The 3,385-nt window shown below is 41.7% G+C and carries 5 protein-coding genes; all 5 read left to right on the forward strand.

Features of this window, described 5'->3' with window-relative positions; all coding sequences use genetic code 11:
• Positions 1 to 1,636: DNA polymerase III subunit gamma/tau (dnaX, locus tag RAC86_RS36885; RefSeq protein ID WP_377886792.1), on the forward strand; the 1,636-nt coding region annotated here is incomplete at its 5' end.
• 23 nt (positions 1,637 to 1,659) lie between these two features.
• Positions 1,660 to 1,983 (forward strand): YbaB/EbfC family nucleoid-associated protein, encoded by a 324-nt coding sequence (locus tag RAC86_RS36890; RefSeq protein WP_003225427.1) that lies wholly within the window; start codon positions 1,660 to 1,662, stop codon positions 1,981 to 1,983.
• 14 nt (positions 1,984 to 1,997) lie between these two features.
• Entirely contained in the window at positions 1,998 to 2,594 is a 597-nt protein-coding gene (gene recR / locus RAC86_RS36895) for a recombination protein RecR (RefSeq protein ID WP_003225425.1), read from the forward strand.
• A 17-nt stretch (positions 2,595 to 2,611) separates the two neighbouring features.
• Positions 2,612 to 2,836: a YaaL family protein gene (locus RAC86_RS36900; RefSeq protein WP_003242387.1), complete on the forward strand. Its 225-nt coding sequence runs from the start codon at positions 2,612 to 2,614 to the stop codon at positions 2,834 to 2,836.
• A 66-nt stretch (positions 2,837 to 2,902) separates the two neighbouring features.
• On the forward strand, positions 2,903 to 3,166 hold the full coding sequence (bofA, locus tag RAC86_RS36905; protein ID WP_003225421.1) for a sigma-K factor-processing regulator BofA: 264 nt from the start codon (positions 2,903 to 2,905) through the stop codon (positions 3,164 to 3,166).
• Positions 3,167 to 3,385: the final 219 nt, after the last annotated feature.

Consider the following 3,385-nt stretch of genomic DNA (forward strand, 5'->3'; position numbering starts at 1 on the left):
CGGACAAGAACACATTACAAAAACGCTGCAAAATGCCCTTTTGCAAAAAAAGTTTTCTCACGCCTATCTGTTTTCCGGGCCAAGAGGAACCGGAAAAACCAGTGCAGCCAAAATATTTGCTAAGGCTGTCAACTGTGAACATGCTCCTGTTGATGAGCCATGCAACGAATGTGCGGCCTGTAAAGGGATAACAAACGGGTCAATATCCGATGTCATAGAAATTGACGCCGCTTCTAATAACGGTGTTGATGAGATTCGTGACATTCGCGATAAAGTGAAGTTTGCCCCATCGGCCGTCACATATAAGGTATATATCATAGATGAGGTGCATATGCTTTCTATCGGCGCTTTTAATGCATTACTAAAAACATTAGAAGAGCCGCCTGAGCATTGTATTTTCATATTAGCAACAACTGAACCGCACAAAATTCCTTTAACCATTATCTCTAGATGTCAGCGTTTTGACTTTAAACGAATTACCTCCCAGGCGATTGTAGGCCGCATGAATAAAATTGTTGATGCTGAACAGCTGCAAGTGGAGGAAGGATCGCTGGAAATCATCGCGAGTGCTGCAGACGGAGGGATGAGGGATGCCCTGAGCCTTCTTGATCAGGCCATATCATTCAGCGGCGATATCCTGAAAGTCGAAGATGCGCTTTTAATTACGGGTGCTGTTTCTCAATTATATATCGGGAAGCTTGCAAAATCCCTGCATGATAAAAACGTTTCTGACGCACTGGAAACATTAAATGAATTGCTTCAGCAAGGAAAAGATCCAGCTAAGCTGATAGAAGATATGATTTTCTATTTCAGGGACATGCTGCTGTACAAAACAGCCCCTGGCTTAGAGGGAGTGCTTGAGAAAGTAAAAGTCGATGAAACGTTCCGGGAACTAAGTGAACAAATTCCGGCTCAGGCCCTATATGAAATGATTGATATTCTGAACAAGAGCCATCAGGAAATGAAATGGACAAATCATCCGCGTATCTTTTTCGAAGTGGCCGTTGTGAAGATTTGCCAAACCTCACATCAATCTGCTGCTGATCTCCCGGAAGTGGATATGCTGATGAAAAAAATCCAGCAGCTCGAACAGGAAGTAGAGCGGCTCAAAACAACGGGCATAAAAGCAGCTGCGGAAAGCCCGAAAAAAGAAGCGCCGCGTGTGCCAAAGGGCGGGAAATCCAATTACAAAGCGCCAGTAGGCAGAATTCATGAGATTTTGAAGGAAGCCACAAGACCGGATCTTGATCTGCTCAGAAACAGTTGGGGCAAGCTTCTTGCTCATCTCAAACAGCAAAACAAAGTATCACATGCCGCTTTACTGAATGACAGTGAACCTGTGGCTGCCGGATCGGCGGCATTTGTTCTGAAATTCAAATATGAAATTCATTGTAAAATGGTCGCTGAGGATAACAACGGAGTCCGGACTAATCTTGAGCAGATTTTAGAATCGATGCTCGGAAAAAGAATGGATTTGATTGGCGTTCCAGAAGCACAATGGGGTAAAATAAGAGAAGAATTTTTAGAAGATCATCAGCAGGAAAATGAAGGATCAAATGAACCGGCTGAAGAAGACCCGCTTATTGCCGAAGCGAAAAAGCTTGTTGGAGCGGATTTAATTGAAATAAAAGACTAACAAAATGAAAGAGAGTGAATGCTATGCGTGGCGGAATGGGTAATATGCAAAAAATGATGAAACAAATGCAAAAAATGCAAAAGGATATGGCGAAGGCTCAAGAAGAGCTTGCAGAAAAGGTTGTTGAAGGAACTGCAGGCGGCGGTATGGTAACAGTAAAAGCAAACGGCCAAAAAGAAATCCTGGATGTTATCATCAAAGAAGAAGTCGTTGATCCTGAAGATATTGATATGCTTCAAGATTTAGTGCTTGCTGCAACGAATGAAGCTTTGAAAAAAGTTGACGAAATCACAAACGAAACAATGGGTCAATTTACAAAGGGAATGAACATGCCAGGTTTATTCTAGGGGGATAAAAGAACATGCAATATCCTGAACCAATATCAAAGCTGATTGACAGCTTTATGAAATTGCCAGGGATCGGACCGAAAACAGCGGTTCGTCTGGCTTTTTTTGTTCTAGGTATGAAAGAAGATGTAGTATTAGATTTTGCGAAAGCATTAGTAAATGCGAAACGCAACCTGACATATTGTTCAGTTTGCGGGCATATTACAGATCAGGACCCTTGCTATATATGTGAAGATACGCGCAGGGATAAGTCTGTTATCTGTGTTGTGCAAGACCCTAAGGATGTTATCGCTATGGAGAAAATGAAGGAATACAACGGACAGTATCACGTTCTTCACGGCGCTATTTCTCCAATGGACGGCATTGGACCGGAGGATATTAAAATACCAGAATTGTTAAAACGATTACAGGATGATCAAGTGACAGAAGTGATCCTCGCGACAAACCCTAATATAGAAGGGGAAGCAACGGCGATGTATATATCAAGGCTCCTCAAGCCGTCTGGTATTAAGCTCTCCCGTATTGCCCACGGACTGCCCGTCGGCGGTGACTTGGAATATGCTGACGAGGTCACTCTTTCTAAAGCACTTGAAGGAAGACGTGAATTGTAAGGAGGAAAAAGCGATCCATGGGTTTTCTTCGCAAGAAAACATTAAGAAGAGAGTTTGATGAAAAACTAACCGAGCAGCTTTTTAAGCAAAAGGAAGAGTGGAATAGGCAAAAAAAGCTGGTTGAAAAAAGCTTAGAACCGTCTGCTGAAGTGTTATACGAACTGAAAGTAGCTGAAGCGAAGTATTTTTTTTACTTAAGGGAAGCGAAGCAGCGAAATTTAAAAATCAGCCGGTGGAAGTAAGTGGTCTAAACTCCTGGATCTTCTCATAAGCTTGTACTAGAACAAGCGAAGGAGATGAGAAGATTCATGGAGCCTATTTTTATTATTGGGATTATTTTAGGACTGGTTATTCTTCTTTTTTTATCAGGTTCAGCTGCGAAGCCTTTAAAGTGGATTGGCATCACAGCTGTTAAATTTGTGGCAGGTGCTTTGCTGCTGGTTTGTGTAAATATGTTTGGCGGCAGTCTTGGCATTCATGTGCCGATTAATCTGGTTACAACAGCTATCAGCGGAATTTTAGGGATACCCGGAATAGCTGCGTTAGTCGTTATTAAGCAATTTATCATTTAATTGATATTATGTATTGACTTAGACAACCGAAGTTGTTATTATAGTATACGTCGCTGATGACGAACAGCTTTTCCGAAAAGAAAATGTTAAAAAGTTGTTGACGGTAGCGACGGTAAATGTTATGATAATAAAGTCGCTTAAACGAGCGGCAAACAAAGTTCTTTGAAAACTAAACAAGACAAAACGTACCTGTTAATTCAGTTTTTGAAAATCGCACAG

This window comes from Bacillus sp. LR_5 (assembly GCF_042709275.1).